This is a genomic window from Tsukamurella pulmonis, from assembly GCF_900103175.1.
Classification (GTDB): domain Bacteria; phylum Actinomycetota; class Actinomycetes; order Mycobacteriales; family Mycobacteriaceae; genus Tsukamurella; species Tsukamurella pulmonis.
In genome coordinates this window covers 560781-581267 of record NZ_FNLF01000002.1, presented here as the reverse complement: position 1 = coordinate 581267, position 20487 = coordinate 560781, and the positions used below count along the sequence as shown (strand labels likewise).

Genomic DNA, 20487 nt, shown 5'->3' with positions numbered 1-20487 from the left:
TAGAACGAATGCCCGTTCGAGGCAATCTGCATTTGAAAGATCAATTCAAAAACTAGATCAAGATTTCATGCGTTCCATTGCAAATTCTGGACGGCGGATCTGTGTGCAATCACACTATGTACTGCGCTGCATCTCCCACCGGCGCATTTCCTCCGAACCAGGACCGTACACATGTCGATCGCCCGTGCCGCTGCAGCCACCACCACCGTCGTCGGAATGATGACCTCGACCTCGCTCGGACTCGCCTCCGCGCAGGCGGATGCCGAGGCAGGTGGCCGTGAGGTTCTGACCTCGGCGATCTCGGTCTCCGGCGGCGCGCCGTTCAGCGTGCAGGTGCCGACGAGCGCCGCAAGCGGGCGGAGCTCCGTGACGGGGTCCGGCGCACAGTGCTACCCGACCCGCCTGGTCTGGCTGGGCGCGCGCGGCGCAAGCTCGCCGCTCGACCTGAGCTGCGGGTTCGCGATCGGCGGTTTCACCAGCAACGGCAGGTACGTCATCTCCAATGCCGCGGACTTCGGGCAGATCGGACTCGGCCCGTGGATCGGCGTGGGCGCACCCTCGCGCGGTCCGGGTTTCGGCATCGGCGCAGGTGTCGGGGTGGGGCCGGGCCTCGGCTTCGGTGCCGGTGCAGGTCTGGGCGCCGGGCTCGGCAACGGCTTCGGCTTCGGTTCCGGCGCGGGCCTCGGCGCGGGCTTCAACTCGGGCTACGGCTTCACGCCCGGCTTCCAGCTCGGGATCACGCCCGGATTCGGCCCGTACCTCCCCTACGGTCTCGGCGGCGGAGTGAGCCTGGGGCTCGCCCCCGGGTACGGCATCGGCTTCGGCGCGGGCGCCGGTTTGGGCTACGCCCCCGACGGCACCCTGCGCCTCGGCGCCGGCATCGGCTTCGGCATCGGCCTGGGCCCCGGAATCGGGTTCGGCTTCGGTATCGGCGGATACTTCGATCTCCGCTCCCCCGTGAGCATTCCCGGTGTCGACTGGGCGGCACAGGCGCGCGCCAACGCGCTCGGTGCGCGGATCGCCGCGGATTGGGCTGCGCGCGAGGCGGAGCGGGCCCGCAAGGCCGTCGAGGCCGCCCGCGCGAACCAGTCCGCGACCGCGGAGGCCGTGAAGAAGGCCGACGAGCGCCTCGCCGCCGCCACCGCGGCCGCTGAGCAGGCGCAGGCGGCCGCGGAGAAGGCGAGCCAGGACCGCGCCGCCGCAGACGAACAAGCCGCGAACGACACCGCCGCCGCCACGACCGCAGCCGAGAAGCTGGCCACCGCACAGGCCACCAAGGCCGCCGCCGACCAGGCAGCAACCGCCGCCGCCGCCGCGAAGACCGCAGCCGAGAAGGCCCGATCCGCCGCCGACCAGGCAGCAACCGACGCCATCGACCGCCTCAACGACGCCACCGCCACCGCAGCCGACGCGAAGCAGGCCGCCGAGAAGGCCACCGCAGAAAAGCAGGCCGCCGACGCCGCAGCCGCCCAGCGCGAAACCGAACGCCAGACCGCCGCCGACAAGGCAGCCGAGGACCGGGCCACCGCCGAGAAGGCAGCCGCCGACAAGACCGCCGCCGACAAGGCAGCCGCCGACGCCACCACCCAGGCCACCACCACTGCCGCCGCAGCCGAGCAGGCCGCAGCGAAGGCCGCGGCCGACAAGGCCACCGCCGCCGACTCCGCCGCCGCACAAGCCCAGGCCGAAAAGCAGGCCGCCGAGGCGAGCGCCGACGCCACCGCCGCCCGCGACGCCGCCGCGGCAGCAGCCGACAAGGCCACCGCCGACAACGCCACCGCCGCCGACTCCGCCGCCGCACAAGCCCAGGCCGAAAAGCAGGCCGCCGACGCCGCCACCAACGCCGCCGACAAAACCGCCGCACAACAGGCCGCCGACAAGACCGCCGCCGACACCGCCGCAGCCGCCGAACGATCCGCCGCCGCACAGACCCACGCCGAAAAGCAGGCCGCCGACGCCGCCACCAACGCCGCCGACAAAACCGCCGCACAACAGGCCGCCGACCAAACCGCCGCCGACACCGCCGCAGCCGCCCGCCGCGCCGCCGACGAACGAACCACCACCGCCGCCACCCTCGACACCGCCACCACCAACGCCACCACCACAACCACCGCCGCACAGCAAGCAGCGCAGAAGGCCACCGCCGCAACCACTGCCGCGAACCAGGCGGCCGCTGAGAAGGCCACCGCGGACCAGAAGGCCGCCGACGCCGCCACGACGGCGATGAACGCCGCCGACCGGGCGAGGTCGGCCGCCGCTGATGCCGCAGCCGCCGCGGCGGCTGCGGATCAGTCGCAGGCGGCCAAGAAGGATGCCGATGCCGCGAAGGCCGTGGCCGACCAGGATCTCGCCACGAAGACCGAGGCCGCCACGACGGCGGCCGACAACGCCGCCGCGGCCCTGACCGCGCAGCAGCTGGCCGACGCGGCCGCCGCGCAGGCCGCCCGGGACAAGGCGGAGGCCGTCGCGATCGCCGACTCCCGCGCCACCGAGGCGCGCGCCGCTTCTGCAGCGGAGTCGGAGACGCGGTCCGCCGCAGAGCAGGCCGTCGCCGAGCAGAAGGCGGCCGAGCAGGCCGCGGCGTCGGCGATCAAGGCCGCGCAGGACGCCGCCGCGACAGCGAAGACCGCGGCCGATGAGCTCACCGCGGCGCAGCAGGCGCAGGCTCAGGCGCAGGCGGCCGCGGAGAAGGCGAGCCAGGACCGCGCCGCCGCAGACGAACAAGCCGCGAACGACACCGCCGCCGCCACGACCGCAGCCGAGAAGCTGGCCACCGCACAGGCCACCAAGGCCGCCGCCGACCAGGCAGCAACCGACGCCGCCGCCGCGAAGACCGCAGCCGAGAAGGCCCGATCCGCCGCCGACCAGGCAGCAACCGACGCCATCGACCGCCTCAACGACGCCACCGCCACCGCAGCCGACGCGAAGCAGGCCGCCGAGAAGGCCACCGCAGAAAAGCAGGCCGCCGACGCCGCAGCCGCCCAGCGCGAAACCGAACGCCAGACCGCCGCCGACAAGGCAGCCGAGGACCGGGCCACCGCCGAGAAGGCAGCCGCCGACAAGACCGCCGCCGACAAGGCAGCCGCCGACGCCACCACCCAGGCCACCACCACTGCCGCCGCAGCCGAGCAGGCCGCAGCGAAGGCCGCGGCCGACAAGGCCACCGCCGCCGACTCCGCCGCCGCACAAGCCCAGGCCGAAAAGCAGGCCGCCGAGGCGAGCGCCGACGCCACCGCCGCCCGCGACGCCGCCGCGGCAGCAGCCGACAAGGCCACCGCCGACAACGCCACCGCCGCCGACTCCGCCGCCGCACAAGCCCAGGCCGAAAAGCAGGCCGCCGACGCCGCCACCAACGCCGCCGACAAAACCGCCGCACAACAGGCCGCCGACAAGACCGCCGCCGACACCGCCGCAGCCGCCGAACGATCCGCCGCCGCACAGACCCACGCCGAAAAGCAGGCCGCCGACGCCGCCACCAACGCCGCCGACAAAACCGCCGCACAACAGGCCGCCGACCAAACCGCCGCCGACACCGCCGCAGCCGCCCGCCGCGCCGCCGACGAACGAACCACCACCGCCGCCACCCTCGACACCGCCACCACCAACGCCACCACCACAACCACCGCCGCACAGCAAGCAGCGCAGAAGGCCACCGCCGCCGAGGAGGCGGCCGCGGAGGCCGCCGCAGCCAAGACCGCGGCCGACGAGAACGCCGCCGAGGCGACCCGGGTGGCGGACGCCGCCACCGAGCGTGCCGCCACCGCGACCAGCGAGTCCGCGGCAGCCGATTCCGCTGCCGCACAGGCGCTCACTGCCAAGAACCAGGCCGACAACAACCGGGCCCTCGCCGACCAGGACCTCGCGGCGAAGACCGTCGCCGCGGCGACGGCGGCCGACAACGCCGCCGCGGCCCGGACCGCGCAGCAGCTGGCCGACGCGGCCGCCGCGCAGGCCGCCCAGGACAGGACCGCAGCCGAGAAGGCCGGCGCCGAGTCGGATGCGGCCGCGCAGGCCGCCGAGGAGAAGGCCGCCGCAGCCAAGACCGCGGCTGACAACGCCGCCGCCACGCGGAACACCGCCGATCAGTCCGCCACCGCCGCCCAGCGGGCCGCGCAGGATGCCGCGACCGCGAAGACGGCGGCGGACGCCCGCGCCGCCGCCGACAAGGCCGCCGCGGAGCGTTCCGCGGCCGAGGCGGACGCCGCTCGGTCCGCCGCGCGTGATGCCGCTACCGGTTCCACCGAGAAGGCGGCAGTCGCGGCCGCAGCGGCCGAGCGCACCGCCGCCGCACAGAACGACCTGCGTACGTCCCAGGCGGAGCAAGTGGAAGCGGACTCCGCTGCCGCGGCCGCAGCGGAGGCCGGCGCGGCCGCGGCAGCGGCGGCCGACCGTGCCGCTGCGAACGCCGCACAGAAGACCTCCGAGTCCGATGCGGCCGCCGCCGACAAGGCCGCCGCCGAGAAGGCCGCCGCCGACGCGGCCCGCACCGCGGCGGAGAAGAGCGCCGCAGCGACGAAGGCCACCGAGCAGGCCGACGCGACGCGCACCGCCGCGGCGGACTCGGCCGACGCTCGGGCTGCAGCCGATCGCGACCGGGCGGTCGCGGATCAGGCTGTGGCGGAGAAGGTTGCGGCGGAGAAGGCAGCCGCCGACAAGGCCGCCGTCGCGAACACCGCGGCCGATCGGGCAGCGGCGGACAAGGCGGCCGCCGATGCCGCTCGCGCCGACGCGGAGCGACTCGCCGCCGCCAAGACCGACGCCGCTCGCATCGCGAAGGATGCCGCGGCGGCCGCCGAGGACGCCGCCCGCACGTCGGCGGCGGCACAGGTGGCCGCTCAGCAGGCCGCCGCAGCCGCGGCGACCCGCCAGCGCGAGGCCGATGCCGCGGCGGCGACCGCGGCGGCGACCGCGCAGAAGGCACAGCAGGCCGCCACGCAAGCGGACGCCGACCGTGCTGCAGCCGAGCGCGCCGCTGCCACGGCCACGGCGACGCGCGCCGACGCGGATGCCACGGCGCGAGCAGCGGCCGACAAAGCCGCCGCGGACAAGGCCGCCGCCGAGAGGGCCACCGCTGACAGCGCGAAGGCGCAGGCGACGGCCGCCGCGGCGGTCAAGGCCCAGCAGGATGCCGCCACGTCCGCGGTCGCCGCTTCCCAGCAGGCGGCGGCGAGCCAGGCCGCGGCCGATGCCGCCCGCGCGCAGCAGGACGCGCAGCGCGCCGCCCAGACCAGCGCGACAGCTCTGCAGCAGGCGCAGGCCAAGGCCGCCGCAGCGGTCACGGCCGCGCAACAGGCGCAGGCCACCGCCACCAGGACGGCCGCCGATGTCAGTGCCGCGCAGGCGCTGGTGACGCAGCGGGAAAACGAACTGCGCGCCGCGACCGGCGGCAGCATCTTCTCCCCGTTCTGGGAGCTCCTCGGGGCGTACCGCACGGAGCGTGCCAATCTCGCCGCCGCGCAGGCGGCGCTCAACGATGCGATCGCCCGCAACAACGTCGCGCAGAGCGCGTCGACCACCGCAACGGCAGCCGCCACCACCGCGTCGAACCAATCCACGTCGGCCGCCGCCGCCTATACCGTGTCGCAGGACACGCTGGCCGGGGCGAACGCCACCAAGCAGACGGCCGATGCCGCGCTGACCACGGCGACGGAGAAGGCCACCGCCGCGCAGACGACTGCGGATCGCTCAGCCGCGGCAGTGGGACCTGTCGCCTACGACGATCCCGCGGTCCGTACGGCGAAGGACAAGGCCGCAGCGCTGCAGGCCGCGGCGGACAAGTCCGCGGCGTACGCCGCGGCGAATCCGAACGACTCCGCCGCGGCCGCGAAGGCGGCTGCCGACAGGCTCGCCGCGAGCAAGGCCGCCGCCGAGGCCACCGCGCTCGAACGAGCCGCCATCACCTCCGCCGCTGCCGCGGCCGCGACGGCGGCGGCGCAGAAGGAGACCGCCGCCAAGGCCGCCCAGCAGCAGTCCGCCGCAGCGAAGACGGCGGCGGACAAGGTGGCGGCCGATGCCGCGGCCGCGGAGCAGAAGGCCGCCGATGCGGCACGGGTCGCCACCGCCCAGGCGACCACGGCCCGTGCCGCAGCCGACAAGGCAGCAGCAGACAGGGCAGCGGCCGATAAGGCAGTGGCTGCCGCGGCCGCCGCCCGGCAGAGCGCCGACGCCGCGGCCAAGGCGGCCACCGACAAGGCCGCGGCCGATCGGGCCGCCGCGGATGCCGCCCGCGCCGCCGCCGACGAGGCGGCGGCCGAGGCGAACGCCGCGCAGCAGAAGGCCGTCGAGGCCGCGAGGATCGCCACGGAGAAGGGCACCGCCGACCAGCAGGCCGCTGACGCCGCGGCCGCCGCCGACCGCGACGCGCAGCTCGCCGCCGCGGCGCGGGACGCCGCCGAGACGACCGCCGCCGACAAGGCCCGGACCGCGCAGGCCGCGGCCGACAAGGCCGCTGCGGACCAGGCCGCCGCCGAGGCCGCCGCGACTGCGCAGGCGGCCGCCGAGAAGGCCGCCACCGAGGCCGCGGCGACCGGAGATGCCGCTGCGGCGGCCGCGCGGGCCGCCGCCGAGAACGAGTCCGCCGCACGGACCGCCGCCGAGAAGGCGCTCGCCGAGAAGGCAGCGGCCGATACCGCCGCCGCCGAGGCGGCGACTGCGCAGCGCGAGGCGGACGCTGCAGCGGGCGCTGCGGCCGAGCGCGTCGCGACGGATACGGCCACCGCGCAGCGGGCCGCCGCCGACCAGGCGACCGCCGAGGACGAAGCCCGGACCGCGGCGCAGGCCGCGGCCGATGCCGCGAAGGCGGGCACGGACGCAGTGAACCGGGCGGAGGCCGACAGGATCGCTGCGGAGAAGTCGGCACTCGAGCAAGCAACAGCAGCGAAGGAGGCGACCGACAAGGCCGCAGCCGCCGCCACCGCCACCGCAGCCGCGGACGCCGCGAAGACCGCAGCCGACAAGGCCAAGGCCGACGCCGACCGCGCCGCCGCCGACGCCGCGAAGGCCCGCGAAGCCGCTACCACCGCCGCCGGCAACACCGACGCAGCGACCGCTGCGGAGAAGCTCGCCGCGGACAAGGCAGCCGCCGCCACCCAGGCCGCCGCCGACGCCGACGCCGCGAAGACCGCCGCCGACAAGGCACAGGCCGACGCCGCAGCAGCACAGACCCGTGCCACCGACGCCGCCCAGGCCGCCGCCGACGCAGCGACCGCCACACGGGCAACCGCGGACAAGGCCGCCGCGGAGAAGGCAGCAGCCGACAAGGTCGCCGCCGACGCAGCGCAGGCACAGCAGGACGCCGAGCAGGCGGCCAAGGCCGCCGCCGACCGAGCAGCCTCGACGACCGCCGCCGCGCAGCAAGCGGCCGCCGAGAAGGCCGCCGCGGACAAGGCAGCGGCCGACGCCGCGAAGGCACTGCAGGACGCCGCCACCGCCGATCAGGCAGCAGCCGACGCCGCCACCAAGGCCGCCGACGCCGCCGACGCAGCGAAGACCGCAGCCGACAAGGCCGCCACCGAACGCGCCGCCGCCGACCAGCAAGCAGCCGACACCGCAGCCGCAGCGAAGACCGCCCAGGACAAGGCAACCGCGGACAAGACCGCAGCCGACACCGCCAAGCAGGCAGCCGAGAAGGCCGCCACCGAACGCGCCGCCGCCGACCAGCAAGCAGCCGACGCCGCAGCCGCAGCAAAGGCCGCCCAGGACAAGGCAACCGCGGACAAGCAGAACGCAGCGAACTCCGCAGAAGCCCAAGCCCAGGCCGACAAGTCCGCCGCCGACGCCGCCACCGCACAACGCAACGCCACCGACGCCGCCACCCAGGCAGCCGAGAAAGCCGCCGCGGACCAGGCAGCAGCCGACGCCTCCGCCCAAGCGCAGGCCCAGGCCGACAAGTCCGCCGCCGACGCCGCCACCGCACAACGCAACGCCACCGACGCCGCCACCCAGGCAGCCGAGAAGGCCGCAGCGGACCAGGCAGCAGCCGACGCCGCCACCGCCGCAGCCGAACAGGCCACCACCGCCAAGCAGGCAGCCGACCAGACCGCCGCGGACAAGACCGCAGCAGCCGAGAAGGCCACCACCGCACAACAGGACGCCGACGCCAAACAGGCCGCAGCCACCGAACAAGCCGCCCAGGCCACCGCCACCGCCGAACAGGCCGCCGCCACCCAAGCAGCAGCCGACAAGGCAGCCGCCGACGCCGCAGCAGCCCAACAGGACGCAGCGACCAAGGCCGACACCGCCAAGAACGCCGCCGACCAAGCAGCAGCCGCCCAAGCCACCGCCGAGAAGAACGCCGCCGACAAGGCCGCCATCGACAAAGCCATGGCAGACAACGCCGCCGCCCAGAAAGCCGCAGCAGACAAAGCCGCCGCCGACCAAGCAACAGCAGCGAAGGAGGCGACCGACAAGGCCGCAGCCGCCGCCACCGCCACCGCAGCCGCGGACGCCGCGAAGACCGCAGCCGACAAGGCCAAGGCCGACGCCGACCGCGCCGCCGCCGACGCCGCGAAGGCCCGCGAAGCCGCTACCACCGCCGCCGGCAACACCGACGCAGCGACCGCTGCGGAGAAGCTCGCCGCGGACAAGGCAGCCGCCGCCACCCAGGCCGCCGCCGACGCCGACGCCGCGAAGACCGCCGCCGACAAGGCACAGGCCGACGCCGCAGCAGCACAGACCCGTGCCACCGACGCCGCCCAGGCCGCCGCCGACGCAGCGACCGCCACACGGGCAACCGCGGACAAGGCCGCCGCGGAGAAGGCAGCAGCCGACAAGGTCGCCGCCGACGCAGCGCAGGCACAGCAGGACGCCGAGCAGGCGGCCAAGGCCGCCGCCGACCGAGCAGCCTCGACGACCGCCGCCGCGCAGCAAGCGGCCGCCGAGAAGGCCGCCGCGGACAAGGCAGCGGCCGACGCCGCGAAGGCACTGCAGGACGCCGCCACCGCCGATCAGGCAGCAGCCGACGCCGCCACCAAGGCCGCCGACGCCGCCGACGCAGCGAAGACCGCAGCCGACAAGGCCGCCACCGAACGCGCCGCCGCCGACCAGCAAGCAGCCGACACCGCAGCCGCAGCGAAGACCGCCCAGGACAAGGCAACCGCGGACAAGACCGCAGCCGACACCGCCAAGCAGGCAGCCGAGAAGGCCGCCACCGAACGCGCCGCCGCCGACCAGCAAGCAGCCGACGCCGCAGCCGCAGCAAAGGCCGCCCAGGACAAGGCAACCGCGGACAAGCAGAACGCAGCGAACTCCGCAGAAGCCCAAGCCCAGGCCGACAAGTCCGCCGCCGACGCCGCCACCGCACAACGCAACGCCACCGACGCCGCCACCCAGGCAGCCGAGAAAGCCGCCGCGGACCAGGCAGCAGCCGACGCCTCCGCCCAAGCGCAGGCCCAGGCCGACAAGTCCGCCGCCGACGCCGCCACCGCACAACGCAACGCCACCGACGCCGCCACCCAGGCAGCCGAGAAGGCCGCAGCGGACCAGGCAGCAGCCGACGCCGCCACCGCCGCAGCCGAACAGGCCACCACCGCCAAGCAGGCAGCCGACCAGACCGCCGCGGACAAGACCGCAGCAGCCGAGAAGGCCACCACCGCACAACAGGACGCCGACGCCAAACAGGCCGCAGCCACCGAACAAGCCGCCCAGGCCACCGCCACCGCCGAACAGGCCGCCGCCACCCAAGCAGCAGCCGACAAGGCAGCCGCCGACGCCGCAGCAGCCCAACAGGACGCAGCGACCAAGGCCGACACCGCCAAGAACGCCGCCGACCAAGCAGCAGCCGCCCAAGCCACCGCCGAGAAGAACGCCGCCGACAAGGCCGCCATCGACAAAGCCATGGCAGACAACGCCGCCGCCCAGAAAGCCGCAGCAGACAAAGCCGCCGCCGACCAAGCAACAGCAGCGAAGGAGGCCGAGGCCGCGGGCACCGGCACGCAGGACGGTGAGGCGGCCGCACGGACAGCGGCGGAGAAGGCGGCCGAGGCCAAGGCCGCGGCCGACCGCGCCGCCGCCGAGGCCGCGCGCACGCCGGTCGACAAGCCCGCCGTGGACCGCTCCGCGCAGGACAGGGCGGCGGCCGAGAAGGCGGCGGCCGAGGCCAAGGCCGCGGCCGATGCCGCCGAGAAGGCGTCAACGACCACGGGTTCGAGCGGTGCGACCGCGACGCAGCCGGAGCTTCCGGCACCGTCGACGGATTCCCCGTCGAGCACCGGGACGAACGGGTCCGGCTCCGGCAGCTCGGATCGGGGCACCTCCGATGCGCCCGGCGGCGCGGCCACGAGCCCGTCCGGCGGGGCCGACACGAGCGGATCGGGCTCGAGCGCGGACGCCCCGAGCACGAGCGGTGCGGGGACGGGCGGCGCGGACTCGTCCGGGTCGGACGCGACCTCCGGCTCCGGGGCGTCGTCGGATACGGATGCCTCCGGCGCAGGGGATTCCACCGCCGACTCGTCCTCCGACTCGGACTCCCCGGTCACCGCGGGCTGACCCGCACCACGCACGACGGCGCCGACCAGTGGTCGGCGCCGTCGCCGTCGGTGCCCCGTCGCCACCGTCACCGGCGGCGCGCGGTCGATCAGACCTTGTCGAGCTCCACGTCGCGCGTCTCCTTCATGACGATCAGCGCGATCAGGGTGGAGAGGCCGGCCAGCGCCAGATAGACGCCGACCCAGCCGACGCCGTAATCGCTGACCAGCCAGGTGGCGATGAACGGCGCGATGGCGGCGCCCAGGATCGACGCGAAGTTGTAGGCGATGCCGCTGCCCGTGTACCGCACGTTGGTGGCGAACAGCTCCGGCAGCACGGCGCTCATCGGTCCGAAGGTCAGGCCCATCAGGGTCAGGCCCGCGATGAGGACGGCGAGCATCGTGCCCTGCGTCGTGGTCGACGGGTCGAGGATCCACTGGAAGGAGAGCCCGTACGCGATGATCGCCAGCGTCACCACGATGAGCACCGTCCGGCGACCGACGCGGTCGGCGAGATGCCCGGAGACGGCGACGAAGATCGCGAAGAAGACCACCGCGATGAGCTGCATCTGCAGGAAGTCGATGTAGGAGATGCCCAGCTTCACGCCGGACTTGTCCACCACCTTGCCGGTGCCGTAGGAGACGATCCACGTGGTCACCAGGTAGAACAGGGTGTACGTGGCCACCATGACGAAGGTGCCGATGATGAGCGGGCGCCACGCGGTACGCAGGACCTCGCCCAGCGGGGCCTTGACCTTCTTGCCCTCCTCGACGGCCTTCGCGAAGACGGGGGTCTCGGTGAGCTTGAGCCGGACGTACAGGCCGACGATCACCATCACCGCGGAGGCGAGGAAGGGGATGCGCCAGCCCCAGGTCATGAACGCGTGGTTCGACGCCGAGGTCTTCGAGTCGAAGTCCATCAGCTGCATGATCACCAGGAAGGTGCCGTTGGCGAGGAAGAAGCCGAACGGTGCGCCGAGCTGGGGCCACATCGCCGCCCAGGCGCGCTTGCCCGGCGCGGCGGTCTCGGTCGCCAGCAGGGCGGCTCCCGACCACTCCCCGCCCAGGCCCAGGCCCTGGGCGAAGCGCATCACCGCGAGCAGCGCGGGCGCCCAGTACCCGACCTGGTCGAAGGTGGGCAGCACGCCGATGAGGAAGGTCGCGATGCCCATCGTGAGCAGCGATCCGACGAGGGTGGCCTTGCGCCCCACCCGGTCACCGAAGTGACCGAACAGGATCGAGCCCAGCGGCCGCGCCGCGAACGCGAGCCCGAAGGTCGCGAACGAGGCGAGCAGCGCCGCCGTGTCGTCGCCCTTCGGGAAGAACAGGGTGGGGAAGACCAGCACTGCTGCGGTCGCGTAGATGTAGAAGTCGAAGAACTCGATGGTGGTGCCCACCATCGAGGCGACGACGATCCGCCTGCGATTCATTGCGCAGAGATTACGCGGCGCCACAACACCCTCCGGCGGTGACCCGGATCACGACGACCACCTGCGGTACCGTCGACGAATGAACGACGCACCGCCCCGGTTCCGGGCATCACGGGCGTTGGTCCGCTTCCTGCGCACTGAGACGGTCGGCGGCACAGCCCTTCTCATCGCAGCGGCGATCGCACTCCTATGGGCCAACTCCCCCTGGTCGGAGAGCTACACCCATCTCGCCGAGATCACCCTCGGCAGCGACGACTGGACGATCTTCGGGCACTCGCTGCACCTGAAGCTGACGCTGGCCGATTGGGCCAAGGACGGCCTGCTGGCGATCTTCTTCTTCGTCGCCGGGCTCGAGCTCAAGCGCGAGCTGGTGGTGGGCGAGCTGTCCACGCTGCGCGGCGCCGCGCTGCCCGTGCTCTGCGCGGTGGGCGGCGTCGTGGTGCCCGCGGTCATCGCCTTCACGATCGCGCGCGACACCCCGTACATCGACAGTGCCTGGGCCATCCCCATCGCCACCGACATCGCCTTCGCGCTGGGCATCCTCTCGCTCATCGGTTCCCGGCTGCCGTCGGGTGCCCGGGTCTTCCTGCTCGGGCTGGCGGTGGTCGACGACCTCATCGCCATCGCCGTCATCGCGGTGCTCTTCGCCGCCGATCTCAAGGTCGGCTGGCTCGCCGTGGCGGGCGTCGGCTGCGCGCTGTACTGGTTCGGGCAGCACCGTCGGATCACCACGCCCCTGTACTACGTCCCCATCGCGATCGTGGTGTGGGTGGCCATGCTGCAGTCGGGCGTGCACGCCACCATCGCCGGCGTCGCCCTCGGCCTGCTGACCCGCGTCAAGCCCGATCCCGGTGAGCACGAATCGCCCGCGGAGCGGCTCGAGCACCGCATCCAGCCCTTCTCCGCACTGGTCTGCGTCCCCATCTTCGCCTTCTTCGCCTCCGGGGTCGCCGTCAACGGGGAGGTCTTCCGCGAGCTGTTCACCGACGAGCTCGCACTGGGCATCATGATCGGGCTGTTCTTCGGCAAGATCATCGGCATCTCCGGCTCGAGCATCCTCGCCGTCAAGCTCCGGCTGGCCGATCGGCCCGAGGGGCTCGACAACCGGGACATCCTGGCGCTCAGTGTGCTCGGCGCGATCGGCTTCACCGTGAGCCTGCTGGTCGCGGAGCTCGCACTGCCACCGGGCGAGGCCGATCTGGCCAAGGCGGCGGTGCTGCTCACCTCGCTCGTCGCGTCGGTGCTGGGGGCGTTGCTGCTCCTCCGGCGTGGTCGGGCGCACGAACAAGGGTGACCTCTGGCACGATGACTACAACTAGAGGAGGACGACAGTGAGCTTGGACAGCACGCCCACCGGCGGGACCCCGCGGACGCTCTCCGCGATCCCGCTCACCGATCCCAACGTGACCGCATCGGGCGATCCGACCATCGGCAGTCTCGTGCGGGACGCCTCGGCGCAGGTCTCCTCCCTGGTGCGCGCCGAGGTCGAGCTGGCCAAGGCCGAGACGATGCAGGACGTGAAGAAGGCGGCCACCGGCTCGGCGTTCTTCGCCGTCGCCGGCGTCGTGGCGCTGTACTCGTCGTTCTTCTTCTTCTTCTTCCTCACGTGGCTGCTCAACGTGTGGCTGCCGATGTGGGCGGCGTCGCTGATCGTCTTCGTCCTGATGCTGATCGTGGCCGGGATCGCGGCCTTCCTCGGCTACCGCAAGGTCAAGCGCATCCGCGGCCCGCAGAAGACCATCGCCTCGCTCAAGCAGTCGCAGTCGCTGCTCTCCCCGGGCGAGCACGAGGCGGCGGACGCCGTCGCGCGACGCTGACCGCACGACCCTGAGGCACCTTCGGTGACCAGACCAGATCCGTCGAGCGTCCGGTTCCCCGGCCCCTGGGAGCATCTCGACGTGCGCGCCAACGGCATCCGGCTGCACGCCGTCGAGTACCGGCCCGCGGGCGAGGGGCTCGCCCACGACCGGCCGCTGGTGGTGCTGCTGCACGGCTTCGGCGGGTTCTGGTGGAGCTGGCGGCACCTGCTACCGCACCTGCACGGGGCCGGCTACCGCGCCGTCGCCGTCGACCTGCGTGGCTACGGCGACAGCGACAAGCCGCCCCGCGGTTACGACGGCTGGACGCTCTCCGGCGATGTCGCGGGCCTGATCCGCGCGCTGGGCCACACGTCGGCGGCGATCGTCGGCCACGGCGAGGGCGGCCTCGGCTGCTGGGCCACCGCCACACTGCATCCCCGCGTGGTCTCGGCCATCGCCGTGATCTCCTCGCCGCACCCGATCGCGCTCAAGCGCTCGGCGCTGCGCAACAAGGACCAGCGCTCGGCGATGCTGGGCCCCATCACGTTCGCGCAGCTGCCCCGCGTCGCCGAGGACCGGCTCACCCGCGACGACGGTGCCGAGATCGGCGCCCTCTACGCCGCCCGCAGCGGCGCCGCCTGGCGCGGCACCGAGGACTACACCGAGGCGATCGCGCACTACCGCAGCGCCATCCGGATCCCCGGCACGGCGCACAGCGCCCTCGAATACGCCCGCTGGGCGTGGCGCAGCCAGTTCCGCCCGGACGGCAGCCGATTCCTGAGCAGTATGAACCAGCGGCTGCACATCCCCGTCCTCGCCTTCCGCGGCGAGCAGGACCCGTACGTGCTCCCCCAGCCCGTGTACTCCAGCCACGACTGGGCCACGGACTACCGGGTGCGGGCCGTCGAGGGCGCCGGTCACTACGCGCACGAGGAGGCGCCCGGCACCGTCGGGCCGCAGCTCGTGGACTTCCTCGCGGGCCTGCCCGGGCCCCGGCTGCTGCCCTGACCCCCGGACCGGCCCGTCCGGTGCGTCAGCGGTTGACGCAGGCCCCCGTCGAGACGCCCTCGGTCGCGGTCGCCCTCAGCGCGGGCTCGACCTGCTTGGCCGTGAGGGCGAAGGCGGTGTCGGCGTCGTCCACGGCCACACCGAAGATCACGCCGACCACGTTGCCCTCGCGGTCGAAGACGGGTCCGCCCGAGTTGCCGGGACGCACCTGGCCGCGGAGCAGGTAGACGTCGCGCCGGACCTGGGCGTCGCGGTAGATGTTGCGCCCCTCGAGGGTCTGCTGGCTGCGCACGCGCGACGAGGACAGGGTCAGCGGGCCGCCGCCCGGGTAGCCGAGCACGAAGCCCGGATCGCCGGGCTTGGCGCCGTTGAAGACGATGCGCAGCGGCGTGGCCTTCAGGCCCGGCACCTCGAGCACCGCGACGTCGGTCTGGGCGTCGAAGTAGACGACCTGCGCACTGTACTTCGTGGTCCCGTCGACGGTGACCTGCACGCTGCGCGTGCCGGCGACGACGTGGGCGTTGGTGACCACGCGGCCCGGAGTGGCGACGAAGCCCGTGCCCTCCAGCGCGCGACTGCACGAGGGCGCCTGGCCGTCGATCCGGACCACGGACGAGCGGACGCGCTGCACCGCCGGGTCGGTGAAGTCCATCCGGTCCGGCGCCTCGACGCTGACCACGGGGGTGTTGACGAACGGCCCCAGCGCCTGCGGCAGGCCGGAGTCGTCGATGATCGCGGAGAACTTCTGCGGCAGCCCGTCGGCGCCGACGACCTTCGCGAACTCGTTGACAGCACCGAGTACGGCGGAGCCGTTGACGGAGCGGGAGATCTGCGGGGCGGCCGCCGAGGTCAGCGGGATCGCCACCAGCCAGGCGGCCACGAGCAGTGCGCCGACCTGCACCACGGCGCCGACACCGGAGTCGACGGTGCGCAGGCCGGTGCTGCGGATCGAACTGCGCACCGCCCGCCCGAGCACCATGCCCGAGAGCTCGCCGATGATCACCAGCCCGGCCAGCAGGCCGACGCCCAGCAGCAGCCGCCCCTTGGCGTCGCCGACGGAGTCGAGCACGTGCGGTGCGAGCAGCACGCCGGCCGCGGCGCCGAGCACGACGCCGATGAAGGCGAGCACCGAGGCCGCCGCTCCCTGCCGGTAGCCGGAGACGGCGGCCAGGATCATCAGGACGACGACGACCACGTCGACCCAGGTCGAACCGGTCATCGAGGGCTCTCCTGCCAGTTCTGGGCGCGCGCCGCGGCGGCGTGCACCTCGTCGGTGAGCGGCCGCACGTCGTCGGTGTTCCAGGGCCGCTCCCAGCCCGCGGCGCTGATCAGCGCGTTCAACAGCCCGCCGGTGAAGCCCCAGACCAGCATCGGCCCGGCGGCGAAGGCGGGACCGCGGTAGAAGGACTTGCGCACCATGAACCGGTGCGCCGGATCGATGAGCTCGGCGAGCGGCACGCGCCGGACCAGTGCGGTCTCCGCGGGATCGACGGCGCGCACGTCGGGCGGACTGGCGGCGAAGCCGATCACGGGCACCACGCGGAAGCCCGAGACCGGGACCTCGATCGGGTCGAGCTCGGCGAGCACCTGGACGGCGGCGGGGTCCAGCCCCGTCTCCTCCTCGGCCTCGCGCAGCGCGACCGCCACGTCGTCCGCGTCCTCCGGATCGCGGGCGCCGCCGGGGAAGGCCACCTGCCCCGCGTGCTGGCGCATCGCCGAGGCGCGCTGGGTGAGCAGCACCGTCGCGTCCTCGGGCGGGCCCGCCCCGGCCGCGGACGGGTCGCCGTCGAAGAGGATGAGGACCGAGGCCCGGCGCGGGTTGCGCACGCGCTGCAGGGCGGCGACGGCGCCGCCGCGGTGCTCCAGCTCTCCCGCGATGTCGCCGAGGTTGCCGAGCAGCGGATCGAGCCACCGCGGCGCCGTCACAGGGTCACCCCCAGCTCGGTGCGCAGCAGGTCCGCGACCTCGTCGACGGAGGTGAAGGGTTGGGCGTGCACACCGGCCACAGTGCCATCGGCGCGCAACAGAACGGTCACGGGGTACGCCCGGGGCGCGCCGAGGGTAGTGGCGACGACGCCCTGCGGGTCCTGCACCGTCGGCAGCGCGACCTTCAGCTCGGCCAGCAGGTCGAGACCGGCGACGGCGTTCGGGTCGGCGTGCACGCCGAGCACACCCAGCCGGTCCCCCGCGCGGGCCGCGACCTCGGCGAGCACGGGCAACTCGACGCGGCACGGACCGCACCACCAGGCCCAGATGTTGAGCAGCACGGGCTTGCCGCCCGCGGCCGCCAGATCGACGGGGGCACCGTCGCCGAGGCAGGTCAGGGGCTTGCCGGCCAGTGCGGTCGCGCCGATCCCGGCGGGGCACGGCGGCAGGGCGGCGCGGATACGCGCGTCCGCCAGCTGTCCGGGGCTCGCGCTGGTCGACGGCGCCGCGGAGGGCCCGGCCGGGGTGGCACCGTCGTCACCGCGGGGCCAGATGGCCACGCCCAGCGCGAGCGCGACGATCGCGCACACGACGAGCCAGCGCACGCTCGCCGGGATGCGGCTCGGGCGCTCGCCCGGCAGCAGAGGCGCGGGATCGCGCTCGGGGCCCGTCATCGCGCCGCTCCCGTCGGGGCGCGCCGGCGCCGCGGCGGAGGCGGCGCGATCTCGAGCAGGTGCTCACGTTCGGGGCCCTTGACCAGCTCCGCGGCCTCGACGGGGTCGATCGGCCCGGTCCCGAAGGCGGGGCAGTCCTTGGCGAGCACGCAGACGCCGCAGGCGGGCTTGCGGGCGTGGCAGACGCGGCGGCCGTGGAAGATCACGCGGTGGCTCAGCAGCGTCCACTCCTTGCGGGGGATCAGCTCGCCGACGGCGTGCTCGATCTTCACCGGATCGTTCTCCTGCGTCCACTCCCAGCGGTGCACGAGCCGGGAGAAGTGCGTATCGACGGTGATCCCGGGGACGTCGAAGGCGTTGCCGAGGATCACGTTGGCGGTCTTGCGGCCGAAGCCGGGCAGTGTCACCAGCTCCTTCATCGTGCGCGGCACCTCGCCGTCGAAGCGGTCCACGAGGGCCTGCCCGAGCCCCATGATCGACGTGGCCTTGTTGCGGTAGAAGCCCGTCGAGCGGATGTACTCCTCGAGCTCGGCGCGGTTCGCCCCGGCGTAGTCGGCGGCGGTGCGGTAGCGCGCGAACAGGGCCGGTGTGACTTGATTCACGCGCACGTCGGTGCACTGCGCGGAGAGGATCGTGGCGACCGAGAGCTCGAGCGGATCGGTGAAGTCGAGTTCGCAGTACACATGGGGGAAGGCGGCGGCGAGTGTCCGATTCATCCTCCGGGCGCGCCGCACCAGTCCGAGGTGGGTTTCCGACTCCGGGGGCATGGGATCCGATTCTAACGACGGTGCGCAGACGTCATCGTTGCCGTATCGAGACCTTGGCTGTGTTTACTGTCCGGCATGCAAGGATTGCTCGGGTTGCTGTTCCCGGTGGTGCTGATGCTGTTCGCGTTGGCCATGGAGCGTATCGAGGCACGGGTGACGGCCGAGCCCGTCGTGCCACCCGTCGCCGGGGACGACGAGGCGCCGGACGTCGAGACGCTGGCCCGGATCGGCCTGCCGAAGGCCGTCGACAGCCTCGACCTCGACGGCGGCACGGAGCGTCGCGCCAGTTGAGTGCCGGCACCGGTGTCCGGCCGCCCGGGGCGCCGGCGCATCGCGGTCGGTTCCGGCCCGACTCGGACGGTACGGGGAACGCCGGCGTGCCGTTCGACATGTGAACGGGTAGTCTTTCGGTTAGTCGTCTGTGCGATTTCCCACATCTGCGCGGACCGCTGCATAAACTCACACTTCAGGTCGCGGCATCTCCGCACGCGACGGATCGTCGATCAAGGAACGAGGTACCCCGTGGACGAGGTCCTGGCGCGGGCCGGCATTTTTCAGGGTGTCGAGCCGGGCGCAGTCGATGCGCTCACCAAGGATCTGCACGAGGTCGACTACCCCCGCGGGCACGTCATCTTCAACGAGGGCGAGCCCGGTGACCGGCTGTACATCATTCTCTCGGGCAAGGTGAAGCTCGGCCGCCGCTCGCCGGACGGCCGGGAGAACCTGCTGTCGGTGATGGGCCCGTCGGACATGTTCGGCGAGATGTCCATCTTCGACCCGGGCCCGCGCACGTCGAGTGCCACCTGCATCACCGAGGTCCGCGCGATGACGATGGACCGCGAGGCGCTGCGCGCGTGGATCCGCGACCGGCCCGAGATCGCCGAGCAGCTGCTGCGCGTGCTGGCCCGCCGCCTGCGCCGCACCAACAACAACCTCGCCGACCTCATCTTCACCGACGTTCCCGGCCGCGTGGCCAAGCAGCTGCTGCAGCTCGCGCAGCGCTTCGGCACGCACGAGAACGGCGCGCTGCGAGTCACGCACGACCTCACGCAGGAGGAGATCGCGCAGCTCGTCGGCGCGTCCCGCGAGACCGTGAACAAGGCGCTGGCCGACTTCGCCCACCGCGGCTGGCTGCGGCTCGAGGGCAAGTCCGTGGTGATCACGGATTCCGAGCGCCTGGCCCGCCGCGCCCGCTAGCCCCGCGCCGCACCGGATCCGACAACGTCCGGTCGTTCGTTCCCACGATCGTGGAGACGAATGACCGGACGTTTCTCGTCAGTGGGTGGGATCACCCGCCGGGACGGCGACCTGACCGCGCATGAGGGGCCGGGCCGTCCGCAGCAGCGAGGCCGTCACGGCGTGCGGCCCGTCGGGCCGCGAGGCCACCACGGCGCGAGCCGTGACGACGCCCGACGGGGTGGCGATGCGCACGTCGCCCTCAGCACGCGACGCCGCCTCGGCGACCAGCGAGCCCGGCACCGCTGCGGCGACGGCCACCGCCAGCGCGGCGGTGCCGGGGATCGCCCGGTGCGTCTGCCCCATCGAGATCGTCCGCACGACCACGTCCGACGCGTCCGCCGGTAGCTCCGTCCCGTCGATCGTGCGCGTCGCGCGGGGCCCGGCGACGACGGCGATCTTGGGTACCGCGAGGGGCGCCTCCTCCGGACGGTCCGCGAGTCCCATCGCGACCGCGCCGGCGCGCCGGAGGCCGTCGAGCCGCGCCTGCAGGCCGGCGTCCGCGTCGAGGTCCTCCGGCGTCTCGGTGCCGGTCACTCCCAGTTCCCCCGCCGCGACGAAGACCATCGGCGTCGCCGCGTCCAGCAGCGACGCCGCATAGTCGCGCCCCTCGAACCGCAGCCGCGTCCGCGGGCCGCCGCCGGGCAGCAGGGATCCCGTCCGGGCGCCGCCCGGGTCGAGGTACTCGAGCTCGACGGCCGCGCCGGTGCCGGGCACGCCGGGAATCGCGAGCGCGCCCTCGGTCGCCGCCGCGCCGCCCACGACGGTCAGCCGGACGCGGAGCGACTTGTCGGTGTTCGTGTTGTGCACCACGACGGCATGGTCGCCGTCGTCGAGCGCGAGCAGTCCCGCCCCCAGCGCGAACGGCACGACGGCGGCGGAGAGGTTCCCGCAGTTGCCGGAGTAGTCCATCACCGGCTCGCGGATCGCGGCCTGCCCGAACGTGTACTCCAGATCGACGCCGGGCCGATCGCTCGCCCGCACCGCCACGACTTTCGACAGCGACGACAGCCCGCCGCCCATGCCGTCGAGCTGCCGGCCGAACGGGTCGGGCGAGCCGAGCGCGCGGAGGTACAGCCCGTCGCGCTCGGGGCCGGGCGGCGGCAGGTCGGTCTCCCGGAAGAACAGGCCCTTGCTGGTGCCTCCCCGCAGGAAGACGGCGTCGATCCAGCGCAGCGCCACGG

12 protein-coding genes are annotated in these 20487 nt (G+C 73.8%); 6 read left to right on the top strand and 6 right to left on the bottom strand.

Annotation, left to right across the window (positions count from 1 at the left end):
- Window positions 1-171 precede the first annotated feature (171 nt).
- A complete protein-coding gene (locus BLQ62_RS03080; protein WP_083350786.1) occupies window positions 172-10485 on the top strand; it encodes a hypothetical protein in 10314 nt (3437 codons plus the stop codon).
- Window positions 10486-10573: 88 nt separating this feature from the next.
- Here BLQ62_RS03080 and BLQ62_RS03075 read toward each other — a convergent pair whose 3' ends face one another.
- Window positions 10574-11893, bottom strand: coding sequence for an MFS transporter (locus BLQ62_RS03075; protein ID WP_068564772.1), 1320 nt, complete (start codon window positions 11891-11893; stop codon window positions 10574-10576).
- Window positions 11894-11972: 79 nt separating this feature from the next.
- Here BLQ62_RS03075 and nhaA point away from each other — a divergent pair, with 79 nt between their 5' ends.
- The 3 genes from nhaA to BLQ62_RS03060 are packed head-to-tail and all read left to right on the top strand — an operon-like array spanning window position 11973 to window position 14700.
- Complete coding sequence (gene nhaA / locus BLQ62_RS03070) at window positions 11973-13187, top strand: Na+/H+ antiporter NhaA (protein ID WP_068531674.1); 1215 nt, start codon at window positions 11973-11975, stop codon at window positions 13185-13187.
- Window positions 13188-13224: 37 nt separating this feature from the next.
- On the top strand, window positions 13225-13710 hold the full coding sequence (locus tag BLQ62_RS03065) for a phage holin family protein (RefSeq protein ID WP_068531676.1): 486 nt from the start codon (window positions 13225-13227) through the stop codon (window positions 13708-13710).
- A gap of 24 nt (window positions 13711-13734) precedes the next feature.
- A complete protein-coding gene (locus BLQ62_RS03060) occupies window positions 13735-14700 on the top strand; it encodes an alpha/beta fold hydrolase (protein ID WP_068564773.1) in 966 nt (321 codons plus the stop codon).
- A 25-nt stretch (window positions 14701-14725) separates the two neighbouring features.
- On the opposite strand, the gene BLQ62_RS03055 is transcribed toward BLQ62_RS03060, so the two are convergent.
- The 4 genes from BLQ62_RS03055 to nth are packed head-to-tail and all read right to left on the bottom strand — an operon-like array spanning window position 14726 to window position 18067.
- Entirely contained in the window at window positions 14726-15919 is a 1194-nt protein-coding gene (locus BLQ62_RS03055) for a MarP family serine protease (RefSeq protein ID WP_068564776.1), read from the bottom strand.
- On the bottom strand, window positions 15916-16626 hold the full coding sequence (locus tag BLQ62_RS03050; RefSeq protein WP_068531682.1) for an NUDIX hydrolase: 711 nt from the start codon (window positions 16624-16626) through the stop codon (window positions 15916-15918). The genes BLQ62_RS03055 and BLQ62_RS03050 overlap by 4 nt, the downstream gene beginning before the upstream one ends.
- Entirely contained in the window at window positions 16623-17300 is a 678-nt protein-coding gene (locus BLQ62_RS03045; protein ID WP_068564778.1) for a TlpA family protein disulfide reductase, read from the bottom strand. The genes BLQ62_RS03050 and BLQ62_RS03045 overlap by 4 nt, the downstream gene beginning before the upstream one ends.
- Window positions 17297-18067, bottom strand: a complete 771-nt coding sequence (gene nth, locus BLQ62_RS03040; protein ID WP_082756285.1) for an endonuclease III — start codon at window positions 18065-18067, stop codon at window positions 17297-17299. The genes BLQ62_RS03045 and nth overlap by 4 nt, the downstream gene beginning before the upstream one ends.
- A 75-nt stretch (window positions 18068-18142) precedes the next feature.
- On the opposite strand from nth, the gene BLQ62_RS03035 reads away from it, so the two are divergent.
- Window positions 18143-18358 carry a hypothetical protein gene (locus BLQ62_RS03035; RefSeq protein WP_068531685.1) on the top strand — a complete coding sequence of 72 codons (216 nt, stop codon included), beginning with the start codon at window positions 18143-18145 and terminating at the stop codon, window positions 18356-18358.
- Between the two features lie 231 nt (window positions 18359-18589).
- Complete coding sequence (locus tag BLQ62_RS03030; RefSeq protein ID WP_068523121.1) at window positions 18590-19264, top strand: Crp/Fnr family transcriptional regulator; 675 nt, start codon at window positions 18590-18592, stop codon at window positions 19262-19264.
- Window positions 19265-19342: 78 nt separating this feature from the next.
- Here BLQ62_RS03030 and BLQ62_RS03025 read toward each other — a convergent pair whose 3' ends face one another.
- On the bottom strand, window positions 19343-20485 hold the full coding sequence (locus BLQ62_RS03025) for a PrpF domain-containing protein (RefSeq protein ID WP_068531688.1): 1143 nt from the start codon (window positions 20483-20485) through the stop codon (window positions 19343-19345).
- Window positions 20486-20487: the final 2 nt, after the last annotated feature.